Source organism: Leifsonia sp. C5G2 (assembly GCF_013359685.1).
Classification (GTDB): domain Bacteria; phylum Actinomycetota; class Actinomycetes; order Actinomycetales; family Microbacteriaceae; genus Leifsonia.
Genome location: NZ_JABFMV010000001.1, coordinates 398,222 through 422,134 on the forward strand (window position 1 = coordinate 398,222; position 23,913 = coordinate 422,134).

Here is a 23,913-nt window from a genome sequence, read left to right on the forward strand (position 1 = left end):
CGCGTGAACCTGCGGCGCCCCCTTCTCGTATTACACAGCGAAGGGGTCGTACCCGGGAACACGAGGCAGGCGTGGAAAGAGTTCACTTCGAGGCGATCGGCTGGTCGGCGGGTGGGGCCGCGCTCGCCCTGGCCGGGCAGACGCTGGCGGTGGCGACCGGGGCCGTCGTGCCGTCGGTCGTGGGATGGGCGGCGCTCGTCGCCTACCTCCTCGTCTCGTCCGCGCTCCTGCTCCGCGGGCTGGTGCGCTCCGGAGCCAGGCGGTTCGGCGCCGCCAACGCGGTCACCGCGGTGCGCTCCTCGCTGGTCGGGCTGATCGCGGGACTCGTGGCGGCGTCCTTCGCCGGGCCGCTCTCCCCCGGTTTCCTGGTCGCGGTCGTCGTGCCCGCGCTCGCTCTCGATGCGGTCGACGGCTGGGTGGCCCGCCGCACCCACTCGGTCAGCGCCCTCGGTGCCCGCTTCGACATGGAGGTGGACGCGTTCCTGCTGCTGGTGCTCAGCATCCACGTCGCCGGGTCGTTGGGCCCCTGGGTGCTCGCGATCGGGCTGCTGCGGTACGCGTTCGTCGCCGCCGGGTGGATGCTGCCCTGGCTCGACCGCACCCTCCCGGCCCGCTACTGGCGCAAGGTGGTGACCGCCGTGGCCGGCATCGCGCTCGCCCTGGCCTCCTCCAGCGCGAGTCCGGGCCTGGCGGCGCTGCTCGTCGCCGTCGCGCTCGCGCTGCTGCTGGAGTCGTTCGGCCGGGACGTGCTGTGGCTGTTCCGCCGCCGGCACGACGCCGAGGTGGTACGCGAGCCGGTCGTCGCGCAGCGGTCGCGCTGACCCGCGGGCGTTTCCCGCCCGTTCACCCGGGCGTCGCCGCCCGGACGGCCGGTTTCGTTAGCTTCCGTCTCTATGAGACTTCTCAGAACCCGAGCCGTGGGGGCCCTCGCCGCCACCGCGACCGCCGGAACGCTGGCGTTCGCCCTCCCGACGGCCGCCCAGGCCGCGGCCGCACCCGACGTCCGCATCACCGAGTGGATGTACAGCCCCGCAAGCACGGGCGCCGAGTTCATCGAGTTCACCAACCTCGGCACGACCTCGGTCAGCCTGGCCGGCTGGTCGTTCGACGACGACAGCAGGACGCCCGGCACGGTCGCGCTCGACTCGCTCGGGACGCTGGCGCCCGGCGAGTCCGCCATCGTCACCGACACCACGGCGGCCGCCTTCCGCACCGAGTGGTCGCTCGGCGCCGACGTGAAGGTGCTCGGCGGCAACCCTGCCGGTCTCGGGCGCGCCGACGAGATCAACCTCTTCGACGGGACCGACCCGGTCGCGAACCTCGTCGACCGGCTCACCTACAACGACGCCGGCACGGGAACCGTGAAGGGCCCGCGCACCCAGGGCTTCTCGGGCGTGCCGACGACCGCCGCCGCGCTCGGCGCCGACGACGCATCGCAGTGGCAGCTCTCCGTCGTGGGCGACGCGGAGGCCTCGTGGGCTTCGGCGAGCGGCGACATCGGCTCGCCGGGCGCGAGCCGCTTCGCGCCGGGCGCGCCCGACTGGACCCACGTCCACATCAACGAGGTGTCCTCCGACAACACCGCCACTCCCGTGACCGACGCGATCGAACTGCTCAACAGCGGCGCGGCCGACGTCGACATCAGCGGCTGGCTGCAGGTCGACAGCAGTGCGGCGACGCCCGCTCCGTTCGCCGCGAAGCTGGCCGACGGCACCGCGACCACGGTCGTCCCGGCGCACGGCTACGTCTACTTCGGCTCCACCAAGGGCCTGGGCAGCGGCGGCGACGGCGTTCGGCTTTACCTCCCGGACGGCGCAGGCGGCACGGCGGGCACGCTCGTCGACTCGGTCGACTACACCGCGGGCGAGGCCGGGACGGACGAGACGAACGGCTTCGGCGCCGGCGCCTACGCCCGCTGCCCGGACGGCACGGGAGCGTTCGCCTCGGTCGCCGCCAAGAGCTTCGGCGCCTCCAACGCGACCGCCTGCCAGAACGTGCTCACCAACCCGGGCGGTGGCGGGAACGGCGGCGGCCCGACGCTCACCTGCCAGCCGGAGGCCCCGTCGGGCACCGGCACCCTCCCCGCCTCCGCACTCACCCCGACCGCGTGGCCGGGCAGCGGTTCCGTCGTGGTCGCGGACCAGCAGTGCGCGTGGGAGACCACCACGGGCCCGGAGGGCCGCGACGTCAGCGGCCTGGTCTTCGACCCCGCCGACCCGAACGTGCTCTACAGCGTCAAGAACAAGAGCTGGGTGTTCCGGATGGTGAAGCAGGGCGGCCTGTGGGTCGCCGACACGGCCAACGGCTGGAGCGCGGGCAAGCAGATCTTCTTCCCGGGCAGCACGGACACGGCGACCAACCAACCCGACTCCGAGGGTCTGACCGTCGGCCCGGACGGCGCGCTCTACGTCACGACCGAGCGCAACAACGCGGCCAACACCATCCCGCTCAACTCCATCCTGCGCATCGACCCGGCCTCGTCGGCGACGCAGCTGGTCGCCACCGACCAGTGGGACCTGACGGCGGAGTTCCCGGAGCTGCACGCGGGCAGCAAGACGGAGGCGAACCTCGGCTTCGAGGGCGTCGCGTTCGTGCCCGACAGCTACCTGACCGCGAACGGCTTCGTCGACCAGTCCACCGGGAAGACGTACCGGCCCGCGGACTACCCGCAGCACGGCAGCGGCCTGTTCTTCGCCGCGCTGGAGAACGACGGGAAGCTGTACGCGTACGCGTTGAACAGCGACCACTCGTTCCACCGCGTCGCCGTGGTGGACACCGGCATGGGCCACGTCATGGACGTGCAGTTCGACGCGGCGACACAGCGCATCTGGGCTCTGTGCGACAACACCTGCGGCGTCGCCTCGACGGTGCTGAAGGTCGACGGGACCGGGGCGATCGTCCCGCAGGTCGTCTACGCCAAGCCCGCCGGCCTCCCGGTGGACAACCTCGAGGGCTTCGCGCTCGCCCCCGCCTCGACCTGCAGCGGCGGCACGCGCGAGGCGCTGTGGTCGGACGACGGCGTCTACGGCACAGGCCCCGGCAGCGCCACCGAGGGCCACGCCCTGTACACCGGCCGGATCGCCTGCGACCTGGCCCTCGGGGGCCAGGGCGTCTCGACCCCGTCGACCCCGGCGGCCGCGCTCGCGCTCTCGCTCGGCTCGGGCATCGCCGGCGACCGCGTCACCATCCGCGGCGACCACTTCGCCCCGGGCACGCAGGTGTCGTTCGAGTTCCACTCCGCCCCGGTCGCACTCGGCACGGCGACGGCGGCTCCGGACGGGACGCTGACCTTCACGTTCGCCGTCCCGGCGGTCGCGCCCGGCCAGCACACGGTCACCGCATCCGTCGGCGGCACGGTCGTGGCCAGCGCCGCGTTCACGGTCGCGGCATCCGGTACAGCGGCCGGAGACCCCGCCACGGCGCTCGCGTCGACCGGAACCGACATGGGCGCGGCGCCGCCGCTGCTGGCGCTCGCACTGCTCGTCGGTGGAGCCGGGCTGGTGGCCGCGCGGCGGCGGAAGGCGGCCGTAGGGCAGCGGGGGCGGTAACGGACGCGGACAGACGGTTCGCCCGGGCGGAGTGCGTCTCCTCCCGGGCGAACGCCCGCATCAGCTGAGGCCCTCACGCTCATTCTGCTGCTCGCGGGTCAGGGCGTCGTACTCGTCCTGCAGTTCGCCGAGCACCCGGACGCCTTCCCGGATGTGCTCGTCGTAGTCGTGTGACACCTGCTCGAACGCGAGACGGAAGCCCGGGTCGTCGGCCACTCCCCGCTGCACGGCCACCCCGTGGAAGGTCTCCCGCATCGCGTTCATCTGTGACCGGTAGTGCATCAGCCGTTCGTCCGCCGTCTCGATCCGGCGGCGTACGGCCGTCCGCGCTTCGTCGTGTCTCTCCTCCAGGTCGCGGAGGCTGTTCCTGTCGGTCATCGGATGCTGTTCACCGCCCGGGCGTAGTCGGTGTCCTTCGCCAGATGCGCGAGGCCCTCGTCGACCTTCTTGGCAACCATGCCCGCCAGCACCGTGTTGCCCATCCCCAGGCCGGCCCGGTGGGCCTGGACCGCTGCGGAGTGGGCGGCGATCTGCGCCCAGGCGGCCGCCTTCGTGAGCTCGTTCCCGCCGTGCACCATGGGCGGCAGCATCGCGTTCAGCAACTGCACCGCGCCGTCGTGGACGAGCCCGTCGATCGCTTCGGCGGCCGCATCGGCCATGTCTTCGGCAGCGGTCATGATGTCCTCGATAGTGCTCACGCGTCGTCTCCTTTCTGCCTACCGATCGCCATACGCCTGCGACCATTCCATGTCTTGCGCCACCGCGTGCGCCACGGCCCGGCCGATGCCCGCCACAAGCTGGAAGACGGTTTCGATGTGGTCGTCCACGAGGCGACCGACCTCCGCGACGGCCTCCAAATCGAGGTTGTGTCGCACCTCGAGCCGGTTCCGCTCCACGCACTCCAGCACGTCGTGCTCTGTCACGAAGGGGAAGAGGTTCACCGCTGTCATCGCACCAGTGAGTCCCTGCTGCAGTTGCTCCTCCAGGCCCTCGTTCACGGACTTGATCCCGCGCAACGCATCCGCGGCGCCGAGGATGCCCGAGGACATACCCATGGCCGCCACGGTATCGACCGTGACGATCAGGCCGGACACCAGCTTCCCGACCGTCGACCCCACTCCAGGGTCACGCAGAGCGCCCATCGTCGCTGACAGCACGGGAACGAGAAGCCAGGACGGCGCCGGAGCGTCCCTGCTCACGAGGTTCGCGATGATCTCCTGGTCGGTGCGCCCCGGGACTCCTGCCCCGATCACGGCACCCTCGTCGTCGAAGTCGAAGGCTTCCTCCAGATCGTGGTACGACAGGACGTCCTTCAGGGGCGTCCCCTCCACATAAACAATCGCCCCCAGCCAGTCAAGTACGGAGTTCCCGACGATGTCGTACTCATTGACGTAATCCGTCAGCGGATTCCTGCCCGCCGCGAACTCCGCCTTCAGCCACGCCTTGGCCTCGGGCGACAGGTCCTCCCACGGGATGGGACCGTTGAACGCCGTCGACCGGCACCGCCTCTCGGCGGCGACCAGCATCGCAAGGTAGCCGCCCAGAGAGTGCCCCGTCGTCGACATGGCGGGCGGGACACCGCCGTTGCGCTTCGTCGTTTTCGCCGAAGCCTCATCGGCGAAGGCGAGAGCGTCCGCCGCCTGCGTGCCCTGGCCGGACTGCAGGCCGACCACCGTCACGACATCCGCGATCGCGTCGGCGCGATGGTCCGGGTTGGTGCCCGCGTAAGAGACGATCAATTGCGAGAAGTCGGGGGCGCCGTCCACCACAGGGACGACGGCCATGCCCTGGAAGCCGGAGATCGGGTTGGTGGACGTATGGACGACCAAGTACTCCTGCTCGCCTGGACCGGCCGTGAACTTTTGTCCTTCAGCAAGCGGTGGGTACTGCTTCAGAGGATCGACGGAGTACGCCTCCTGGGAGAGCGTCTTGTAATCCTCCGCGGTGGTCATTTGAGAATCTCCGATGTGCCATCGGAATAGGTCACACAGACCGATGCTGCTGCGGCGCCGGCCGGCGTATCCGGGAGGGGATCGCCGCCCCAGAAATCTGTCGCGAGGATCTCCTCAAAATCCGCGCCATTTACTGTTGCGACAGCGTTCACGCGCCACGACGCGCCGAACCCCGGGCGTCCGCCCTCGTTGGTGAAACGAAGCGCAGTCAGCTCCGGATTCGAATAATCGTTGATGAACTTCAGCGCTACCCTGCGCTGATTCTCCAAGTTAATCTCTCTGGCCTCTTCCTGGCTCACCGTTGTACCTCCGATCAATGAACATCCGTTACCCACGGCACCTATGCCGACGGCCAGAATGATCGCCATGGTCACGCGGGCAGCCGTGGCCGCCAGGAAACTTCGGCGTCGCACTGGAGCCCACCTCGCTTTCAGGGTGCGGACTTGAAATTGAAAGTATCAACATCAGTCCTAGATCGGCGAACGCACACTGACCGCAATTGCTGATAACGGTTTGTCGACATGGTCGGCCGGACGTTGTTGTTGCGCTTCGCCACCTTCGCACGCGCCTCATCGGAGAACGCCAGGGCCTCCGCCGCCTGCGTGCCGGAACCGGACTGCAAGCCCACGACCGTCACGACATCCGCGATCACATCGGCGCGATGGTCGGGATTGGTGCCCGCGTACGAGACGATCAGCTGCGAGTAGTCGGGTGCGCCGTTCACCACGGGAACGGCGGCCATGCCCTGGAACCCGGAGACCGCGTTGGTGGCGGTGTGGACCACCAGGTATTCGGGAGTCGAACCCTGCGCTGGAATTCTCGACCCTTCAACCAGAGGCGGGTCCTGTTTGAGGGGGTCCGCAAAATAGGCCCACCCCGAGAGCGATTCGTAATCCTCAGCGGTTGTCATTCAACACCTCGGAAGCTCCATCGCTGTACGTCACGACGACACCCGCCAATTCGTCTCCGAGCACCTCCGGAGGCAACTGCTCGCCCGCCCAGGAGTCGAGCTGCAGGACTTCTTCATAGTGTTGGTCGCCAATAGTGATCCGGGCGTTCACACCCCATGGCGCACCGAGGCCGGGACGCCCTCCCTCCCGCATGAAGCGGATCGCTTTCAACTCAGGATTGCGGTATTCACGCCGAAACATGACCGCCGCCCTTCGCTGGTTCGCAAGGTTGACCTTCGTAGTTTCTTCTTGGCTCACTGCCCTGCTTTCGATAGTCGAACATCCGCTTGCAGTTCCGGCGATACCGCAAACGATTGCCAGCGTCGCCGCCAGACGGCCAAGCGCGCCGACACCAGATGCAGCCGGCATCATCGGCCCTCTCCGATGACGGCGATCGCATCGGCGCGATGGTCGGGATTGGTGCCCGCGTACGAGACGATCAGCTGCGAGAAGTCGGGGGCGCCGTCCACCACAGGGACGACGGCCATGCCCTGGAAACCGGAGATCGGGTTGGTGGACGTATGGACCACCAGGTACTCCTGGCCGCTGACGCCGCCACGGAAGTAAGAACCCTCTGCGAGTGGAGGCTGCTGCTTCAGCGGGTCGACGTTGTAGGCCTCCTGCGCGACCGACTTGTAGTCGTATGCCGTCGTCACTGGAACACCTCTGCCGTTCCGTCGCTGTACGTGACGGTCACGGGACCATGGGTTGAGCCGGGATGCAACTCGGGAAGTCGATCGCCGCCCCACACGTCGTTTGTCGCAAGGATCTCGTTGTAGTCCGTGCCCGCGACCGTGACGACGACGTTGACACTCCATGGGACTCCCAACCCCGGGCGCTCCCCCTCCCGAGTGAAGCGCATCGCTGTGAGCTCCGGGTGCGGGTAGTCGACCAGGAACAGTGACGCGACTTTTCGCTGGTTCGCCAGATTCGTTCTCGTGGTCTCTTCCTGGCTCACAGGCCGCCCTCCGATCAGTGAGCACGCGCTCGTTCCGGCAACCACCCCAAATGCAACGGCGAAGGTCGCAACCATTCGGGCGCACTTTCGCCGACGCCCCGCCATGGAATGACTTGTGCTTCGCCACATCCGGGGAGAAGTACGCCGAATCATGCCCCTCCGAATCAAGATTGATGTTTAATGTTCTAACACCAGTTGTGCGAATCCGGACGCACGGTGGCCGCAATTGCCGACTACGGTGGAACCGATGACCGGCTTCCACATCAGGCCCGCCGCCGACTCCGAGTTCCCGGCGATCGGCGCGCTCACGCACGCGGCCTACACGCACGACTACGACGACCTTCCGTCGAACTACCAGAACGAGTTGCGGCATCCCGAGGCTCTGACCGACTCGTTCGCGTTCTTCGTCGCGGAGGACGACGCGACGGACGAGCTCATCGGGACCATCGCGATCCTGCGCCCAGGGCACGACATGCACGGGGAGATCGGGCCGGACGAACTCTACTTCCGGCTGCTGGCCACCCACCCGGACGCGCGCGGGCGCGGGGTCGGGATCGCGCTGACCGAGTTCGCCGTCGAGCAGGCCGCGGAGCGCGGTGCGCGGGCGGTCGTGCTGAACAGCGGGCCGGACATGGTCGGCGCGCACGCGCTGTACCGCAAGCTGGGCTTCAGCCGCCGGTCGGAGCGCGAGGGCGTCGTCGAGCTGCCGGACGGACGCAGCTTCGTCCTGTTGACCTTCGTGCGCGACCTCGCCGCCTGAACAGCGTCGAAACAGGGAGGCGGCGGCGTGCGACGCGCCGCCGCCTGACGGCGAACGGAGGAGTTCCGGGCCCGACAGGACCCGGAACTCCTCCGTCTCTGCAGCGAGGGCGCGGCGGGGTCAGGCCTCGCGCGTCTTCGGGGAGCGCGTCGCCGTGTGCGAGGGGTCGCGCTCGACGGCGCCGCCGAGCACCTCGTCGATCCGGCCGAGCAGCTCGGCAGGGATGGTGACGCCCGAGGCCTTCACGTTCTCCGCGACCTGCTCGGGCCGGGACGCGCCGATGATGGCGGTCGCGACGTTGTCGTTCTGCAGCACCCAGGCCACCGCGAGCTGTGCGGGGGTGAGGCCGAGCTCCTGCGCGATCGGGGTGAGCTCCTGGACGCGGGTGAGCACGTCGTCCGTCAGCCAGCGCTTGACCGCGCCGGCCCCGCCCTTCTCGTCGGTGGCCCGGCTGCCCTCGGGCAGCGGTGCCCCCGGCTTGTACTTGCCGCTCAGCACACCCTGCGCGACGGGCGACCAGACGACCTGCGAGATGCCGAGCTCCTTGGAGGTCGGCACGACCTCCGCCTCGATCACGCGCCACAGCGCGGAGTACTCGGGCTGGTTCGAGATCAGCTGGATGCCCAGCTCCTTGGCGAGCGCGTGCCCGGCGCGCAGCTGGTCGGCGGTCCACTCGCTGACGCCGATGTAGAGGGCCTTGCCCTGGCGAACGACGTCCGCGAACGCCTGCATGGTCTCCTCGAGCGGCGTCTCGACGTCGAACCGGTGCGCCTGGTAGAGGTCGACGTAGTCGGTCTGCAGTCGCTGCAGCGAGCCGTCGATCGACTCCAGGATGTGCTTGCGCGACAGCCCGACGTCGTTGTGCCCCTTCGGACCGGTCGGCCCGAACACCTTGGTGAAGATCTCGAGCGACTGGCGGCGCTCGCCCTTCAGCGCCTCGCCGAGCACCGACTCCGCCAGCGTGTTGGCGTAGACGTCGGCGGTGTCGAAGGTGGTGATCCCGTTCTCGAGCGCGGCGCGGACACACGCGGTCGCGGTGTCGTTCTCCACCTGGGAGCCGTGGGTCAACCAGTTCCCGTAGGTGATCTCGGAGATCTTGAAGCCGGAGTTCCCCAGGTATCTGAACTGCACTGTCGTTCCCTTCCGTGACGTTGGTCTGCACGCGATGGTAGACGCGCATCCTCTCATCACTCCAACAGCAAATGCCTCTCGCACTCAGCGACGCCGCCGATCAATCCCGCAGTCGCGGCGCTGGCGCGGTCGGACTAGGGTCGCGGCATGTGCAGGAACATCCGCTGCCTCCACAACTTCGACCCGCCGACGAGCGACGACGAGGTCCGGGAGGCCGCCCTCCAGTTCGTCCGCAAGGTGAGCGGGTCGACGCGTCCGTCCCGCGCCAACGCGGCCGCCTTCGAGCAGGCGATCGACGAGATCGCGGAGGCCACGCGCCGCATGCTCGACCAGCTCGTGACCAGCGCCCCGCCCAAGAACCGGGAGCTGGAGGCGGTCAAGGGCCGCGAGCGCCACGAGAAGCGCATGGAGCGCGAGGTCAGGATCCGCACCGCCTCAGCGTGAGGCGGGTGCGGCGAGGCCCGGCGTCGCCCGGAAGGCGTTGCCGGCGCGATCCATGACGACCTCGTCGTCCGTGCCCGAGTCGAGGACGGTGTTGCGCGCCGATGCCGGATCGACCAGGACGGTCGTGACGTCCAGCGCCTCCGCCTCGCCCGTCGTGAGCAGCGCATCCACCTGGGCGGCATACGCCGAGTCGCCGGAGGTCGCGCGCACCGCGAGGCCGACCATGTGGTTGTTCGCCACGTGGTTGCCCGCGCCCTCCTCCAACCGCACGACGACGGGACGGGCACCCAGGGGACGGACGGTCGCCGGGTCCACCACGACCGAGAAGTGGTTGCCGATCACCGAGTTGCTGTCGCCGCCGATGCGCAGCAGCCCGAAGTCGTCGTCCACACCGTTGTCGACGTCCTGGAACGGCGTCCACGGCTCGCGGTCCCGCAGGAAATGGTTCGAACCCACCAGGTTCTCGGAGCTGCCGTCCTCGAGCCGGACCATCCCCGGGTAGAACGAGTGCATTCGGTTGTTCGTGACGCTCGACCTGCTCACCCCGCGCAGGTGCACGCTGCTCGCGCCGCGCGGGAACACGTTGTTCGCGGTGACGAGGAGGCCGCCGTGGTTCTCGGCGTAGATCGAGTGCCCGCGGAAGCCGGCGCCGATCAGGTTGTCGGTCACCTTCGAGGCCTGCCCCCAGCCGCGCAGCTCGATGCAGCTCCCGCACTCCGCGATGAAGTTGTCGTGGATCGAGAGGGCGTCCGCGTGATGGATGGTCAGCGCGTGCTCGAGGTAGACGAAACCCATGCCGGTGATCCGGAACGAGTCGTTCGCGCTCGCGACGTGGATGCCGGTCTTGCCGTTGACGTACGTATTCTCCGGGTCGAGCCCGGAGCCGTCGTCGGCGAAGTGCAGGCCGTCGATGCAGAAGCCGGAGAACTCCACCGAGCTGATGCGGGGGCTGCCGCTGCGCTCGACGATGAAGGCCGGCCCCGGGGTGTCGACGAGCACCCGGCTGCCGCCCGGCCAGAGCTCGTGCAGGTCGGGCCATTCCTCCTCCGGGACGTTGAACCGGATGCTGGACGAGGTGAAGCCGTGACCCGAGCCTTCGATCCGGAGGAAGCTGACGTCGATGCGCACGGGGGTGCGCAGCCGGTGGTCGCCGGGCGGAAGGTGGATGACCGCGCCCGGCTTCCCGCGCCCGTCGTCGTCGGCGGTGTGCTGGCGCCGCTTGACGTCGGCGATGATGCTGTTGATGACCTCGCCGACGTCCTCCGCCGGGTCGCCGACCGGCCACTCGGTCACGTCGTAGTGGTTGGCGCCGCTCATCGGCCGCCCCCTTCCGGTCGGATGTCGGCGAGCCGAGGCAGGTCGGCCCCGGGCCGGGAGACGGTGATGGCCGCAGCATGGGCGGCCGTCTCGCCGGCGGCGCGGAGGCGGCCGGCGGTGACAGGGCCGCCATCCCAGCCGGGGCCGTCGAAGACGAGCGCCCAGATGAGCGCGGCCATGAACGTGTCGCCCGCGCCCACGGTGTCCGCGACCGTCGTGCGGATCGCGTCGACGCCGAGGCGTTCCCCTCCGCTCGCCAGCAGCGCACCGGCTCCCCCGCGGGTGATCGCGGCGACGCCGGCGCCGGCGCCGACGAGGAGGTCCAGGACATCCTCGAGGGGCGTACCGGGATAGAGGTACCCGGCGTCCTCGTCGCTGAGCTTCACCAGGTGCGCGGCGGCCGCCAGCCGGGTGTGGAGCTCCCGGACCGCTCCCGGGTCCGGCAGCAGCGACGGCCGGATGTTCGGGTCGAACGAGACCAGCGCCCCCTGCGACCGGCCCTGCTCGACCACCTCCAGCGCGACCTCGGCTCCCGGCTCCAGGAACGCGCCGATGGACCCGGTGTGGACGACCGCCGGCGACCCGAGGTCGCGCAACGGCGCCGGTGCCCAGGTCAGCGCGAAGCGGTAGGTGGCAGACCCGTCGGCGGCCAGGGTGGCCACGGCCTTCGAGGTCGGCGCGGGGGTGACCGACTCCGGCGTCAGCCCGACACCGGAGCCGCCGAGGTGACGACGGATCAGTGCTCCGTCCTCGTCGTCGCCGATCGCCGTGTGCAACCGGGTGGCGACGCCGAGCCGCGCCAGTCCCAGGGCCACGTTCGCGGGCGAGCCTCCGGGATGGCGGCTGACGCTGCCGCCGTCGACGACCTCGTCGATGAGGGCCTCGCCGACGACGAGCGCTCCGCCGGTCACGACGGCATCCGCGCGTCCAGCGCCGCCTGCGTCTCGCCGACATGCGGCTGCAGCCGTCCCCCGCTCCAGCGGACGGGCTGCGGATCGGTGATCTCGCCGACCCATCCGCCCGCCTCGTCGTCGTTCCGGAAGGCCAGCAGCTGCCAGTCCCCCGCGCGGTCCTGCACGAGACGGCCCACGTAGAGCCGCTCGTCGGTCAGCCGGTACGCCTCCTCGATGTGGAACGGCCCGGTCGGCGAGTCCGCCGGGAAGGCCCAGACGCCGCCGACGCCGTCTGCGGCCCTGCGCCCGGCGGAGAGCTCGGTCGCGAGGCACGAGAAGAGCCCGACCGGCCGGCCGTCGACCTCCACGGTCTGCAGCACCTCCAGGTGGCCGAAGCCCGCCCCCGGCTCGGAGAGCGGCGGCTGCACGGTCCAGCGCTGCAGATCGTCGGACGTGGCGTGACCCACCACGCCGCGATCGTCCGGCGCCCCGTGGTTCGCGCGGGCGGTTACGAGCATGTGCCAGAGGCCGCCCTGCCGGAACACCCACGGGTCACGCCACGCCTGGTCCGGCCACTGCCGCGTCTCGGCGGTCTCGTACCACCGGGGGTCCGGTTCGAGCACCTGGCGCTCCGGCTCGCGGCGCCAGGTGAAGAGGTCGTCCGAGACGACGGAGCTGATCCGCTGGTTCAGGCCGCCCTCGGCGCGGCTGACCGCGGTGTAGAACATCCGCCACGTCCCGTCGTCCTGCCGCACGACGGAGCCGGTCCAGGTGGCGAGGTCGTCGAACGCCGGCGAATCGTCCGGCAGGACGGCGTCGGCGTGCTCGGTCCAGTGCGTGAGGTCCGTGGAGGTGGCGTGGCCGATGGTCGCGCGCCAGTGCCGCCGGTCGGGGTCGAGCAGCGCGCGGGACGCCTTGAGGAAGAACAGGTGGAAGTCGTCGCCGTCGTCGGCGATCCAGAAGTCCCACACCCAGGAGGCGGCGAGACGGAGCATGTGTGTCCCTTTCAGTCGGTGCGTGGTGCGGCGACGGAGTCCCTGACCACCAGCGGGCAGTCGAGCAGCGTCGGTTCGTCGGAGAGACGGCGTGGGTCGGCGTCGTCGTGGAGGAGCCGGACGAGCGTCTCGACGGCCCAGGCGCCCATCTCGTAGTGGGGAAGCGCGACGGTGGTGAGCCCGGGGAACAGGTTCGCCGCGATCAGCTCCTGGTTGTCGAACCCGACGACGGACAGGTCGCGCGGGATGTCGAGCCCGAGCTCCGCCGCCGCGCGGTAGGCGCCCATCGCCATCCGGTCGTTGTAGCAGAACAGCGCGGTCGGCCTGTCGCTCCTGCCGAGCATCTCGCGGGCGAGCCCGTAGCCGGGCAGCGTCTCGGAGGGCGCGGAGAGCACGAGGCGCTCGTCGAACGGGATGCCGTTCTCCTCGAGCACCCGGCGGTAGCCGGCAAGGCGCAGGTGCGTCGCCGGCACGTCGTCGTCGTTGTTGAGGAAGCCGATGCGCGTGTGCCCGGCCTCGACCAGGTGCGCGACCGCGGCGACCGCCCCGCCCACCTCGTCCGGCACGACCGCCGGGACGATCCCGGCCCGGTCGGTCGAGTCGATCAGCACGGCGGGGATGCCCTGGAGGTTGGGCGGGAGGGAGACGGTCCGGTGGTACATGGTCGCGTACAGCACCGCATCCACCTGCCGGTCGATCAGGGCCTGGACGTCCTCGCGGTGGGAGGTCCCGTCGGCCTCGCGCTCGGTGTTGATGATGACCAGCGTGAGGTCGTGCTCCCGGGCGGCGTTCTGGGCGCCCAGGATGATGCGGCCGGCGTGCGGGGTGGTCGCGATCTCCTCGCTGAGGAGCCCGATCAGCCCGGAACGGTTGGTCCGCAGGGCCTGCGCCATGCGGTTCGGGCCGTAGCCGAGCGTCTTCGCCGCGTGCCTCACCCGCTCGCGCGTGTCCTCCGACACCCGCGTGTGCGGCGTCTCGTTGAGCACGTGCGACACCGTGGTGACGGACACCCCGGCGAGCTGCGCCACGTCGCGGATCCCGGCGTTCTTCACAGCCACCCCTGCCTCTCCTTCCCCCACGGAGTCATCCCTTGACCGCCCCCAGTGTCAGCCCGGCGACGATGTGCCGCTGCAGCAGCAGCGTCAGCAGGATCACCGGAATGGAGTAGACCACGGCGAGCGCCGTCATCGACCCCCAATCGAGCCCGAACTGCGTCTGGAAGTTGGCGATGACGATCGGCGTCGTCTGCGACCGTACCGCCGTGAGCAGCAGGGCGAACAGGAACTCGTTCCAGCTGGCGAGGAAGGCGAAGATCGCGGTGACGGCGACGCCGCCCGCGGTCACCGGGATGACCACGCGCCACAGGGCTCCGAGCCTGCTGCTGCCGTCGATCTTCGCCGCCTCCTCGAGCTCGGCCGGGACCGCCTCGAAGAAGCTCGACATGAGCCAGATCGACAGCGGGAGCGAGATGGTGGTGTGGGCGATGGCGAGCGCGAGCGACGTGTCGGAGATGCCGAGCGTGCGGAAGATCGAGATCATCGGGACACCGATGACGATCGGCGGGACCATCCGGGCGACGAGCGCCAGCACGATGAAGATCCGCCCCGTCCTGGTGCGGAACCGGGTCACCGCGTAGGCGGCCGGGATGGCGAGCGCGAGCGAGATGAGCGTGCTCAGGACCGCCGTGACGATGCTGTTGACGAACGACGCCAGCACGCCGTCGCGGGTCAGCGCGGCGATGTAGTTGTCCACCGTCCACACCGTCGGCAGCAGCTTGGGCGGCACGGAGATGGTCTCCAGCGGCGTCTTGAACGACGTGAACAGCATGTACAGGAAGGGGAAGCCGTACAGCACGACCACGGCGACCAGGATCAGCCAGAGCAGTGCGCGGGAGCTGAGCCGCCGCGCCTCCAGTCCGTTCATCGTTCCGTCTCGCTTCCCGGCCGCCAGATGGTGAGGATCGCGACGAGGGCGACGGCGAGCATCGCGATCAGGTAGACCGTGCCCATCGCGCTGGCGAGGCCGGGATCGCCGAACCGGACCATGGTCCGGTAGATCAGCAGCGAGAGCGTCTCGGTGCTCTGCTGCGGGCCGCCGTTGGTCTGGATGACGATGACGTCGAAGGCGCGGGCCGCGTCGATCCCGCGCACGATGAGCGCGACGGCGATGACCGGCCGCAGCAGCGGGATGACGATGCGGAACAGGATGGTCGTGTACCGGGCGCCGTCGAGCCGTGCGGCCTCGATCACGTCGCCGGGGATGTTCTGCAGCCCGGCGAACAGCACGAGGGTGATGAACGAGGTGGTGAGCCAGATGTCCGGGATGGCGACCGAGAAGAGCGCGATGTTCGGGTCGCTCAGCCACTGGATCTGGTCGCTGGAGTGGATGATCCCGGCCGACTGCAGGAGCTCGTTGACGATCCCGAAGTTGTCGATCAGCAGGAAGCGCCAGAGCAGGCCGGCCACGATCGGGGCGATCATCAGCGGGTACAGGAAGATCGTGCGGAACACACGAGAGCTGGAGCCGAGCGAGGTGAACAGGAGCGCGACGAGCAGGCCGAGCACGAACTCGAACGCCACCACGATGATCGTGTAGACGACGGTCCGCCATGCGGCGTTGCCGAAGTCGGAGCTGGTGAACGCCGTGACGTAGTTGGCGAACCCGACGAACTCGCGCGGCCCTCCCGCGATCGGGCTGATCCTGTAGAAGGAGTCCCCGACGAACTGCAGGAGGGGCCAGCCGATGAAGACGGCGAGGAAGAGCGCGGCGGGCAGCATGAGCAGGGCCGCGAAGCGCCGGTCGGAGGCGCGCATGGAACGTCTGCGGGGAGCGGGGAGTGGGCGAGCCGTTCGCTCGCCCACTCGCTCCTCGATCATTTGACCAGAGATTGGACCTGCTCCTTCGCGGCCTTCAGGAGTGCTGCGTTGTCGGCACCCGGCTGGAGCGACTTCTGGATCATCGGGACGAGGACCGTGTCGACGATCTGCTGCCACTTCGGGGTCGCGGGGCGCGGGATGGTGGCCTCCGCGTCCAGCGTCTCGACCAGCGGCTTGTAGTTCTCGTAGCCCGGCTGGTCCTGGTACTTCTCGAAGGCCGACTTGCGGGCCACCAGTCCGAGCGAGGTCTTCGCGCTCAGCTCGTTGTGCTCGTAGGCGAACTTCACGAAGTCGAGGCCCTGCTGCTGCTTCTTGCTCGCCTTCGCGACGGACAGGTACCAGGCTCCTGGGACACCGGCGACGCCGCCGGGACCGGCGATCATGGGGGCGACGCCGACCTTGCCGGAGACCGAGGCGTCCTTGGGGATCTGGCGGTAGGCGTGCGCCCAGAAGCGCATCATCGCCGTCTTGCCCTGGTTGAACAGGTTCTGCGCACCCGCCCAGTCGAGCTGGGCCGAGCCGGCCGGGGCGTACTTCTGCAGCCCGGTGTAGAAGTCGAGCGCCTTCAGGCTGTTCTCGTCGCCGAGGGTCACCTCGCTGCCGGAGCCGTTCAGCACCATCGTCTTCTCGCCGGTCTGCGAGAGGGTCGCGAGGTACTCCGTCTCGACGGCGCCCTTCACGTCGGTGCCGTACAGCCCCTTGTCGGGCTGGGTGAAGAAGGCGGCGGCGTCCTCGTACTGCTGCCAGGTGGTCGGCGGCACGAGGTCGTAGCCGTACTTCGCCTTGAACGCCGCCTGGTTGGCCGGGTCGCCGAAGAGATCCTTGCGGTAGTAAAGGATCTCGGAGTTGGTCCAGACGGGCATGCCGACGTAGGTGCCGTCGACATCGGCCTCCTTCACCAGCGCGGGGAAGAGGTCGCTCTTGACGCTCGACGTGAACTGCTTGTCGAGCGGGGTCACGGCGTCCTTGAAGGCCGGGAGCCAGATGGCGTCCAGCGCGGCGACGTCGAACGACACCGTCCCGGACGCGAACTCGCTGTTGAGGCGGTTGTAGAGACCGTCGTACGGGAGTTCGACGAAGGTGACCTTGGTTCCCGTCTCCTTCTTGTAGAGGTCGGCGATGGGCTGCAGTTCGGCGTGGCCGCCCGCCTCCACCAGCACGGTGATGGCAGAGGCCGAGGAGGACGAGTCTCCCCCTCCGACGCCGCACCCGGCGAGCGCCAGGGCGACGGCGGCGCCGACTGCTGTCGCCGCCGCGAATTTCTTACGAAGCATCGTTACTCCGGATCGTGAGAGCAGCTGTGGCTGCAGGATTGGGCACCATACTACGGTGCCAAGACGTTTTGGCAAAACGTCTTGGCACGAAGGTAGGTCGCGCGCCGTCGGCTCCGCAAGCGCCAAAACGTGCCAAAATGCCAAAACTTGCCAAACGGCAGTCGAGCCCGGCGGCCCGCCCCTCCGCGTGCTACGTGCGAGCCGACGCGCCGATCCGCTCCAGCGCTCGCGCCATCCCGTCGGCGAGCACCCGGGCCGGCGGCAGGTGCGACGCGTCGGTCTGGATGCTGACCCGGAAGCGCCCCGCGTAGGAGACGGCGAGCGCGCCGACCCGGACGTTGCCGGAGAGCAGCGCGAGCGGCCACGCCGCGACGAGCTCGGCGCCGCCCAGCCGCAGGGTGGCCGGAGGGCCAGTGAGCTCGGACGCGATCGCGCCGACCGCCCGCTGCCGCAGTGCGAAGTGCATCAGCATCCGCGCCGCTCGCGGGTTACTCATCAGCCGGTACGTGCCGACCGCGCGGGCGCGGGCCTTCTCGGAGCGGGTGAGGGCTGCGACGCGCGCGACGCTCCCCTCGATGTCGGCGTCGGAGCCCGCGACGGGGATCGGGACCAGCATCACGCCGGTGGCGTTCCCCTCCCCCGCCCGCCGCGCGAGCCGCACAGGGCTCGACACCGGGATCGCGGCCGGCGGGGTCTCGCCCGCCGCCGTGAGCATCGCCCGCATCCCCTGCCCGAACGCGGCGAGGAACGCGTCGTCGACGGTGCCGCCGAGGCGGTGGGCGCCGTCGTGCAGGCGCGTCAGGTCGACGTCGAGGAAGGCGACGTCGCGGGTCGGTCCGAGCGGCCCGAGCAGCGCGTCGGAGCGGACGCTGCGCCGGAAGACGGCGGCCGTCTGCACCGCGAGGTCGCCCCAGCGGCGGAGGAGCGGGCGTCGCGCGGCGGGCGGCGGCTCGGGAGACTGCGCGCGGACGGCGTCGGCTCCCTGCGCATCGTCGGAGAGCGCGGCGACCAGGGCCTCCGCGCCGAGCCCGTCCGCGACGGCATGGTGCAGCCGGAACAGCATCCCGCAGCGGTGGCCGTCGGCGCGCGGGACGAGCAGCAGCTCCCACAGCGGCCGGTCGGGATCGACGGGCGTCATGAGGACGCGCGCACAGGTGCTCTCGAAGGACGTCGACGGGTCGATCACCCGGATGTGGTGGGCGAGGTCCGGGGCCGCCGAGCGCCACCTCCACTCTCCCCCGGTCTCGACGGGCACGCGGTGCAGAACCTCCACCCGCTCGATACGTGGGGCGAGCACCTCGCGCAGCGCGGCCGCGTCCGGACGGCCGTCGGCGTCGACGACGCCGCCGGGCGCGAGCAGACCGGCCAGGGTCACGACGTTCGGCTGCCCCCGCTCCAGCGCCAGGTTGGCCGCGTCCACCGCCGCCATCGGCGTCGACTGCGCCGCGCCCGCCTCCATGGGACGACCCTAGGTCGGGCGGCCGCGCCCGCGCGGGCCTTAGGTCCCTGCGCGACAGCCAGGGTGCCGGACCGTGCGGCGATAAGCCGGGTCGCCCATACGCGGGAGCCACCGCTCGCGTCGGATCCGGCGGATCGAGGTCCGAATCTCCGACGGATGTCGGCCCGGCAGGAGATTCGAACGTTCGATTGCTCACCGGCTCAGCCGCTCCCCGCGTGTCGACGTGCCATTGTCATGATCCGCGTCGTGCTCGGTGAAGTAGGGAACCCCGAAGCGTCGACGTACGTGACGATCCAGGACGCGAAGTCGCCCGTATCGACGTTGCTGGTCTCAGCCGAGGTGGGTGTGCAGGAAGGCGCCGATCCGATGCGTCGCCTCGGCAGCCTCCGGAGTCCCGGCGTTCAGCTGGTAGACGTGCGGCAGACCCTCACCGACCTCGAGAGTGACCACGACGCCGGCCCGGCGTGCCGCCTCCGCCAGTCGCTCGGCGTCGCTGAGGAGCAGGTCGGCCGTGCCGACCTGGATCAGCAGAGGCGGGAGGCCGTCGAGCCGGGCGAAGAGAGGCGATGCGAGCGGAGTCCGCGGGTCGGCGCCGTGCAGGTAGTCCGACGCGAGCCGGCTCAGCAGTTCCGGCGTGGAGATGGGGTCCTCCTTGACGCGTTCGGTCATCGACCGGCCCGATCCGGTCAGATCGACCGTCGGGGACAGCAGGACGACCGCCGCGGGCGGCTCCTCTCGTGCGTCACGGCCCGCCACCAGCAACGACGCGGCGAGACCCCCGCCTGCGGAGTCGCCGGCCACCCCGAGCGAAGCCGCCGGCATCCCTTGGTCGTCCCGCAGCCACCGCCACGCCGAACGGACGTCGTCGAGCGCCGCGGGGAAGGGGTGCTCCGGCGCAAGCCGGTACTCGAGGAACAGGACGCGCGTGCCGGCGCTCCGCCCGATCCGTGACGCCAGCTCGCCGTCGCTCGCGAGGGACCCGAACTGGAAGCCGCCGCCGTGGAGGAACAGGACGGCGCGGTCACGGTCCACCCCCGGCGCGTCCAGCCAATACGCAGGAACGCCGCCCGCGTTCGCCTCGGCGACCGTCACATCCGCGGGGATGGGGTGCAGCGCGTCGGCCGGGACGAATGCCGCCCGCGCCTCCGCGAGAGTCGCAGCCGAATCGTCTGCGGCCGACTGCCGTCGTCGTCTCAGGGTCGCCAGGACCTTGTCCATCTGCGGGCTTGGCACGGTCGCCCGCCTCAGTCGGGGGACACTTCGGCCAGGAGGCCGGTGTGCACGTCGAAGATGAAGCCGCGGATGGGGATGTCAGCGGCGATCCACGGGTGCGAGCGCGCCTTTCGCATCTGCAGCCTCGTGTTCTCCTCGACGTCGGTGAAGCTGAAGAACGTCTCCGGCGCGACAGGGACGAGGCCCGTCTCCCGGCCGAGCCTATCGGCCAGTTCGTCGCCCGAGAACGCCGAGAGCCCGCACTCGTTGTGGTTGATGATCATGATCTCGCGCGTGCCGAGCACACGTGTCGAGATGACGAGCGAGCGCACCACGTCGCTGTCAACGACCGTGCCGACATTGCGGATCAGGTCGACATCCGCGTCCGGGAGCCCGAGCAGGCGGACGACACCGGTCAGCCTCGGGTCCGCGCAGGTGACGATCGCGATCTTCGGCGCGGGACGTCCGCCGAGCGCGGGGTCATAGCCGTCGGCCAGTGCTGGATTGGCGTTCAGCGCTCCATCGATGATGCTCATGCCGCCGGACTGTAGCGTTCCGGCCGTCCGGCGGCCCGCCGGTTTTCCGCCGACTTTCGGGATCTCTCCCTCGTCACGTGGGGGGAAAGCGTCGGAGATCCGGCGGATCGAGGTCCGAATCTCCGACGGATGTCGGCCCGGCAGGAGATTCGAACGTTCGAGTGCTCACCGGCTCAGCCGCGGTCGTGCAGCGTGACGTGGTATCCGTCGGGGTCGGCGAAGGTGAACGTCCGGCCGAACGGCCCATCGATCGGATCGGCGACGATCGGGTGGCCGTCGGCGGCGAGCGCGTCGTGGATGGCCTGCACGTCGGTGGCGTGCAGCCACAGCGCGACGCCGAGGCCGGGGCGCTCGATGGACGCCAGGTCGGTGCCCGGCACGAGGTCGCGGAGCGCGAAGGCGACGGGCGCGGTGTCGAACACGACCGCGTGCGGAGGGCCGGCGGGCGAGCGGACCAGGCCGAGGTACCGCTCGTAGAACGCCTGGGAGGCGTCGAGATCGCGCACCTGAAGCGAGACGAAGTCGGGGCCGGTGACGGGCATGGGGAGCTCCATTCGATTGATGTCAGTTTTCTGACACACCGAGGTTATGTCAGAATACTGACATGAGTCAAGGCGATGCGACGATCGACCTGCAGACCTCCCTCGGCTACCTGCTGAAGGAGGCCGCGAGCGCACTGCGCACGGCGATGGAGGACGTGCTGCGGCCTCTCGGCATGAACATCACGCACTACTCCTGCCTCGAACTGCTGGCCCAGCGCCCTGGCCTCTCCAATTCCGAGCTCGCCCGCGGCGCCTTCGTGACCCGCCAGACGATGAACGTGCTGCTGCAGTCGCTCGAACGCGACGGCTTCGTCACCCGCGCGGCCGAGCCCTCCGCCGGCAAGGCGCTCCCGACACAGCTGACCGCGCGGGGGCGGAGAAGCCTCGAACAGGCGAGCGCGGCGGTCCGATCCGTCGAGGTCCGGATGCTGGGCGGCATGACGCCGGAGGAGCAGACGGCCGCCTTCCGCAGCCTCCAGAGCATGGTCCGGTCGCTGCGCGGCGACGCGCTCAGCTCCGCGCCGCGCCCTGCTGCGCCGGCTGCTCCGGCTGCGCGTCCTTCGGCTCCTTCGGCTCCCTCCCGAGAGCGCGGAGACTCCGGTCGAACACCGTGATCAGCAGGAACACCGCTGCGACGCCGATCACCACCCAGCCGAGCACGTGCAGGCCGGCGGTGCTCGCCCGGGCGCCGTACACGTTGCCGTAGATCACGGAGGCGACGATCGCTCCCAGATAGAAGAACGTGCGCAGCAGGCCCGCCGACGACGCGATCCGCTCCGGCTGCGCCTGGTAGTACAGCGTGTTCTGGATCGCCAGGTTGTTGAGCCCCTGAGGGATCCCGAGCACCAGCATGGTCACGACCAGGAACCAGATCGGCGACCCGCCCGTCATGAACAGGACCAGGATGCCGGCGGCGAGTTGCGCGATGGAGCCGATCAGCAGCTTCCACAGCACCTCCGGGCGCCGCCCGAACGCGAGTGCGAAGACGATCCCGGCCGCGAACACCGGCAGCAGCACGAGCCCCGCCGCGGTCGGGTCGAGCGCCCTCCCCTGCTCCAGCCACTGCGTGAAACCGTAGACGAACGTGTACGAAATGGTGGCGGTCAGCAGCGACCGCGTGTAGGTGAGCAGCAGCGGGCCGTTGCCGCCGAGCACCCGGATGTCGATGAACGGCGCCGTCACGCGCAGCTCCCACCAGACCAGACCCGCGCCCGCCACCAGTGCGAGGGCGAGCAGCCAGAGGGTGGAGACGGACAGGTTCTGCAGGAAGATCAACAGCGACAGCATCGTCACCGCGAACAGGAGGATGCCGAGCCCGTCGATGCGCGGACGGTCCTCCTCCGCCGGCTCGAGCCCGGTCGTGCGCGGCAGGAGGATCCAGCCCAGGATGACGCTCGCCACGCCGAGAGGGAGGTTCACCGCGAAGGTCGCGCGCCAGCCCCAGGCTCCGATCAGCAGCCCGCCGAGGGTCGGGCCGATGACCGCGACGGTCTGCGTGGTGACCGACAGCACGGTGAGGATGATCGCGGGAGAGGCGACGCCCGTCCGCTTCCCCTCCGCTCGGATGAGGTGCATCGCGGCGGGATAGCCGGCGCAGGTGCCGAGGCCCAGCACGACACGGGCGACGACCAGCCACCACACACTGTCGCGGCTCTCCGGGATCAGCAGGCCGACCGCACCGGCGACCGCGACCAGGGCCCCGCCCGCGAGGTAGAGGCGCTTCACGCCGAAGATGTCGACCAGCCGCCCGACGAGCGGCTGACCGATGGCGGTCGCGAGGTAGAGGGCGGACACCAGCCACACGGTCTCCGACGCCGGGGCGCCGAGCGCGATGCCGATCGGCGCGAGCGCGACGGCGATGATGGCGGTGTTGATCGGGTTGAGCACCGCGCCGAGCATCATCGGCGCGAGCAGCCGGCGGTCGAAGCGGCCGGCGGGCGCAGGCCTGCGCGTCATCGGTCGAGGATCCGCTCGAGGATGGCGGTGGCCGCCGCGAGGGTCTGCAGCTCCGCCTGCGAGACCTCCTCGCTGAGCGCCTGGTCGAGCCATGCGACGCCCGCCTCGCGCTGGCCGGCGATCTGCGCCCATCCCGCCTCCGTCAGGTCGACGATCTGGCGACGGCCGTCGTTCGGGTCCTGGCTGCGGGTGACGAACCCGAACCCTTCGAGCGCCTCGACGATCGTGGCCATGGACTGCGGGCGCACCTTCTCGGCGTGCGCGAGCGCGCTGACCGTGGAGACCCCGCCCTTGCCGAGCCGGGAGAGGGCGGACGCCTGCGACGGCGTGATGCCCTCGTTCGTCGCCTCGCGGAGCTTGCGGAGGAGGCGCGCGAGGACGGCCCGCAGGTCCACAGCGGCCTGATGCGGGGTGGGCACCTGTTGCTCTGTCGTCATATAAACAGCCTAGACTGCACAGTTGTAACTGTCTACTTGCTCCGGAGGACCCCATGACCACCGCACTCCTGCTCCTCGACTTCCAGAACGGCATCGCCGGCCGGCCCGGCTTCGAGGGCGCCGTCGCAGCCGCGGGCCGCGCGCTCGACGCCGCCCGCCGCGACGGGATGCCCGTCCTCTTCATCCGCGTCGCCTTCCGCCCGGGCTACCCCGAGGTGGCCGCCGGTTCGTCCTTCGGCGGCCGCGCGGCCGCGGCGGGCGACACCATGCTGCTCGACAGCCCCGCGACGCAGATCGCCGACGCCCTCGCTCCGCGCCCGGACGAGCCCGTGGTCGTCAAGAAGCGCATCTCCGCCTTCGCGGGCAGCGACCTCGAGGTGCTGCTGCGCGGACTCGGCGTCGACTCCCTCGTGCTGGCCGGCATCTCCACCTCCGGCGTGGTGCTCTCGACCGTGCGTCAGGCCGCCGACCTCGACTTCCGCCTGACGGTCCTCGCCGACGCCTGCGCGGACGCCGACCCCGAGGTGCACCGCGTCCTCACCGAGAAGGTCTTCCCCCGCCAGGCGGAGGTCCTCACCGCCGACGACTGGGCCGCCGCGCTCACCTGACCCGCCCCGCGCACGAGGTGATTCGTGCCGAATGAGCGCTATTCGTGACGAATGGCGCCCATTCG

27 protein-coding genes and 1 pseudogene are annotated in these 23,913 nt (G+C 70.1%); 6 read left to right on the forward strand and 22 right to left on the reverse strand.

Features of this window, described 5'->3' with window-relative positions; all coding sequences use genetic code 11:
- Positions 1-71: 71 nt before the first annotated feature.
- Complete coding sequence (locus HNO83_RS01875; RefSeq protein ID WP_349627050.1) at positions 72-821, forward strand: CDP-alcohol phosphatidyltransferase family protein; 750 nt, start codon at positions 72-74, stop codon at positions 819-821.
- 72 nt (positions 822-893) lie between these two features.
- Positions 894-3,548, forward strand: a complete 2,655-nt coding sequence (locus HNO83_RS01880; RefSeq protein ID WP_217498557.1) for a lamin tail domain-containing protein — start codon at positions 894-896, stop codon at positions 3,546-3,548.
- A gap of 60 nt (positions 3,549-3,608) precedes the next feature.
- On the opposite strand, the gene HNO83_RS01885 is transcribed toward HNO83_RS01880, so the two are convergent.
- From HNO83_RS01885 to HNO83_RS01920, 8 genes are read right to left on the reverse strand one after another with little or no spacing between them, the layout of a single operon-like run.
- Positions 3,609-3,926, reverse strand: coding sequence for a hypothetical protein (locus tag HNO83_RS01885; protein WP_175335787.1), 318 nt, complete (start codon positions 3,924-3,926; stop codon positions 3,609-3,611).
- Positions 3,923-4,246: a hypothetical protein gene (locus HNO83_RS01890; RefSeq protein ID WP_175335788.1), complete on the reverse strand. Its 324-nt coding sequence runs from the start codon at positions 4,244-4,246 to the stop codon at positions 3,923-3,925. The genes HNO83_RS01885 and HNO83_RS01890 overlap by 4 nt, the downstream gene beginning before the upstream one ends.
- Positions 4,247-4,264: 18 nt before the next feature.
- Positions 4,265-5,500, reverse strand: a complete 1,236-nt coding sequence (locus HNO83_RS01895; protein WP_175335789.1) for a hypothetical protein — start codon at positions 5,498-5,500, stop codon at positions 4,265-4,267.
- On the reverse strand, positions 5,497-5,874 hold the full coding sequence (locus HNO83_RS01900) for a hypothetical protein (protein ID WP_175335790.1): 378 nt from the start codon (positions 5,872-5,874) through the stop codon (positions 5,497-5,499). The genes HNO83_RS01895 and HNO83_RS01900 overlap by 4 nt, the downstream gene beginning before the upstream one ends.
- Before the next feature lie 56 nt (positions 5,875-5,930).
- Positions 5,931-6,410, reverse strand: coding sequence for a hypothetical protein (locus HNO83_RS01905; RefSeq protein ID WP_175335791.1), 480 nt, complete (start codon positions 6,408-6,410; stop codon positions 5,931-5,933).
- Positions 6,397-6,822: a hypothetical protein gene (locus HNO83_RS01910; protein WP_175335792.1), complete on the reverse strand. Its 426-nt coding sequence runs from the start codon at positions 6,820-6,822 to the stop codon at positions 6,397-6,399. Before HNO83_RS01910 ends, HNO83_RS01905 begins: the two co-directional genes overlap by 14 nt.
- Positions 6,819-7,106, reverse strand: coding sequence for a hypothetical protein (locus tag HNO83_RS01915; RefSeq protein ID WP_175335793.1), 288 nt, complete (start codon positions 7,104-7,106; stop codon positions 6,819-6,821). The genes HNO83_RS01910 and HNO83_RS01915 overlap by 4 nt, the downstream gene beginning before the upstream one ends.
- Complete coding sequence (locus HNO83_RS01920) at positions 7,103-7,483, reverse strand: hypothetical protein (protein ID WP_217498558.1); 381 nt, start codon at positions 7,481-7,483, stop codon at positions 7,103-7,105. Before HNO83_RS01920 ends, HNO83_RS01915 begins: the two co-directional genes overlap by 4 nt.
- Positions 7,484-7,655: 172 nt before the next feature.
- On the opposite strand from HNO83_RS01920, the gene HNO83_RS01925 reads away from it, so the two are divergent.
- Positions 7,656-8,168, forward strand: coding sequence for a GNAT family N-acetyltransferase (locus HNO83_RS01925; protein WP_175335794.1), 513 nt, complete (start codon positions 7,656-7,658; stop codon positions 8,166-8,168).
- A gap of 120 nt (positions 8,169-8,288) precedes the next feature.
- On the opposite strand, the gene HNO83_RS01930 is transcribed toward HNO83_RS01925, so the two are convergent.
- On the reverse strand, positions 8,289-9,299 hold the full coding sequence (locus HNO83_RS01930) for an aldo/keto reductase family protein (protein WP_175335795.1): 1,011 nt from the start codon (positions 9,297-9,299) through the stop codon (positions 8,289-8,291).
- 147 nt (positions 9,300-9,446) lie between these two features.
- On the opposite strand from HNO83_RS01930, the gene HNO83_RS01935 reads away from it, so the two are divergent.
- The gene (locus HNO83_RS01935; RefSeq protein WP_175335796.1) at positions 9,447-9,743 is read left to right on the forward strand and encodes a DUF2277 domain-containing protein; all 297 of its coding nucleotides are present in this window, start codon (positions 9,447-9,449) and stop codon (positions 9,741-9,743) included.
- Here HNO83_RS01935 and HNO83_RS01940 read toward each other — a convergent pair.
- The 11 genes from HNO83_RS01940 to HNO83_RS01990 form a co-directional block, all read right to left on the reverse strand.
- Positions 9,735-11,060 carry a NosD domain-containing protein gene (locus HNO83_RS01940; RefSeq protein WP_175335797.1) on the reverse strand — a complete coding sequence of 442 codons (1,326 nt, stop codon included), beginning with the start codon at positions 11,058-11,060 and terminating at the stop codon, positions 9,735-9,737. The two genes, HNO83_RS01935 and HNO83_RS01940, sit on opposite strands and share 9 nt — an antisense overlap.
- Positions 11,057-11,971, reverse strand: coding sequence for a carbohydrate kinase family protein (locus HNO83_RS01945; protein ID WP_349627051.1), 915 nt, complete (start codon positions 11,969-11,971; stop codon positions 11,057-11,059). Before HNO83_RS01945 ends, HNO83_RS01940 begins: the two co-directional genes overlap by 4 nt.
- Positions 11,968-12,948, reverse strand: coding sequence for a glycoside hydrolase family protein (locus HNO83_RS01950; protein WP_175335799.1), 981 nt, complete (start codon positions 12,946-12,948; stop codon positions 11,968-11,970). Before HNO83_RS01950 ends, HNO83_RS01945 begins: the two co-directional genes overlap by 4 nt.
- Positions 12,949-12,959: 11 nt before the next feature.
- Positions 12,960-14,006: a LacI family DNA-binding transcriptional regulator gene (locus tag HNO83_RS01955; RefSeq protein WP_175335800.1), complete on the reverse strand. Its 1,047-nt coding sequence runs from the start codon at positions 14,004-14,006 to the stop codon at positions 12,960-12,962.
- Between the two features lie 25 nt (positions 14,007-14,031).
- Positions 14,032-14,871: a carbohydrate ABC transporter permease gene (locus tag HNO83_RS01960; protein ID WP_175335801.1), complete on the reverse strand. Its 840-nt coding sequence runs from the start codon at positions 14,869-14,871 to the stop codon at positions 14,032-14,034.
- Positions 14,868-15,761 carry a carbohydrate ABC transporter permease gene (locus HNO83_RS01965; protein WP_175335802.1) on the reverse strand — a complete coding sequence of 298 codons (894 nt, stop codon included), beginning with the start codon at positions 15,759-15,761 and terminating at the stop codon, positions 14,868-14,870. Before HNO83_RS01965 ends, HNO83_RS01960 begins: the two co-directional genes overlap by 4 nt.
- 59 nt (positions 15,762-15,820) lie before the next feature.
- On the reverse strand, positions 15,821-17,098 hold the full coding sequence (locus HNO83_RS01970) for an extracellular solute-binding protein (RefSeq protein ID WP_175335803.1): 1,278 nt from the start codon (positions 17,096-17,098) through the stop codon (positions 15,821-15,823).
- Positions 17,099-17,288: 190 nt separating this feature from the next.
- Positions 17,289-18,557 (reverse strand): wax ester/triacylglycerol synthase domain-containing protein, encoded by a 1,269-nt coding sequence (locus HNO83_RS01975; protein WP_175335804.1) that lies wholly within the window; start codon positions 18,555-18,557, stop codon positions 17,289-17,291.
- Between the two features lie 330 nt (positions 18,558-18,887).
- Positions 18,888-19,790, reverse strand: a complete 903-nt coding sequence (locus tag HNO83_RS01980) for an alpha/beta hydrolase (RefSeq protein WP_175335805.1) — start codon at positions 19,788-19,790, stop codon at positions 18,888-18,890.
- Positions 19,791-19,801: 11 nt separating this feature from the next.
- The gene (locus HNO83_RS01985; RefSeq protein WP_175335806.1) at positions 19,802-20,305 is read right to left on the reverse strand and encodes a beta-class carbonic anhydrase; all 504 of its coding nucleotides are present in this window, start codon (positions 20,303-20,305) and stop codon (positions 19,802-19,804) included.
- Positions 20,306-20,478: 173 nt separating this feature from the next.
- Positions 20,479-20,847: a VOC family protein gene (locus HNO83_RS01990; protein WP_175335807.1), complete on the reverse strand. Its 369-nt coding sequence runs from the start codon at positions 20,845-20,847 to the stop codon at positions 20,479-20,481.
- A gap of 62 nt (positions 20,848-20,909) precedes the next feature.
- On the opposite strand from HNO83_RS01990, the pseudogene HNO83_RS01995 reads away from it, so the two are divergent.
- Positions 20,910-21,353: pseudogene (locus tag HNO83_RS01995) on the forward strand (MarR family winged helix-turn-helix transcriptional regulator); the annotation flags it as partial.
- A gap of 4 nt (positions 21,354-21,357) precedes the next feature.
- Here HNO83_RS01995 and HNO83_RS02000 read toward each other — a convergent pair.
- Together HNO83_RS02000 and HNO83_RS02005 are read right to left on the reverse strand one after the other, a co-directional pair.
- Positions 21,358-22,803 carry an MFS transporter gene (locus tag HNO83_RS02000; RefSeq protein ID WP_175335809.1) on the reverse strand — a complete coding sequence of 482 codons (1,446 nt, stop codon included), beginning with the start codon at positions 22,801-22,803 and terminating at the stop codon, positions 21,358-21,360.
- A complete protein-coding gene (locus HNO83_RS02005; RefSeq protein ID WP_175335810.1) occupies positions 22,800-23,240 on the reverse strand; it encodes a MarR family winged helix-turn-helix transcriptional regulator in 441 nt (146 codons plus the stop codon). The genes HNO83_RS02000 and HNO83_RS02005 overlap by 4 nt, the downstream gene beginning before the upstream one ends.
- Positions 23,241-23,293: 53 nt before the next feature.
- Here HNO83_RS02005 and HNO83_RS02010 point away from each other — a divergent pair, with 53 nt between their 5' ends.
- Positions 23,294-23,848 carry a cysteine hydrolase family protein gene (locus HNO83_RS02010; protein ID WP_175335811.1) on the forward strand — a complete coding sequence of 185 codons (555 nt, stop codon included), beginning with the start codon at positions 23,294-23,296 and terminating at the stop codon, positions 23,846-23,848.
- The last annotated feature ends 65 nt before the right edge of the window (positions 23,849-23,913 follow it).